This window comes from Gilliamella sp. Pas-s27, assembly GCF_009795865.1.
Taxonomy (GTDB): domain Bacteria; phylum Pseudomonadota; class Gammaproteobacteria; order Enterobacterales; family Orbaceae; genus Gilliamella.
Genome location: NZ_WTEW01000110.1, coordinates 1 through 393, shown reverse-complemented (window position 1 = coordinate 393; position 393 = coordinate 1). Strand labels below are relative to the sequence as shown.

1 pseudogene is annotated in these 393 nt (G+C 31.6%); it reads right to left on the bottom strand.

Going from position 1 to position 393, the window contains the following annotated elements:
• Window positions 1–193: pseudogene (locus GQ589_RS11920) on the bottom strand (N-acetylmuramoyl-L-alanine amidase); the annotation flags it as partial.
• Window positions 194–393: the final 200 nt, after the last annotated feature.

The window sequence follows — 393 nt, the reverse complement described above, 5'->3', positions numbered from 1 at the left end:
TAATATTTTTTAGTAACCCTTCATATAATTGTCGAGCAATTAGATCAATATTTGAAAATAAGGCTTTTGCATCTTTCGGTGATGTAATAAATCCTAACTCAACGAGAACTTTACGTTTAGTTTTATTTGAAGCTCTTAAAACCTGAAGGTTTCTTACATCTTTTTTGGGAGAAGATGATTCAACAGGAACCACATTATAATAACTAAATATATCCTCCGCTAATTTGCAATAGTCTTTACTTAATCTGACGATCAAGTTATTTTATAACACAAAAAGGAGTGTCAGAAATGAATCAAACTGCCAAAATCTGTAGTAGCTCAAACTTAACCTGACAGACACCTATTACTCATCGGTTTTCATTTTAACAAAATGCGTGTCCGATGAGCAAAATA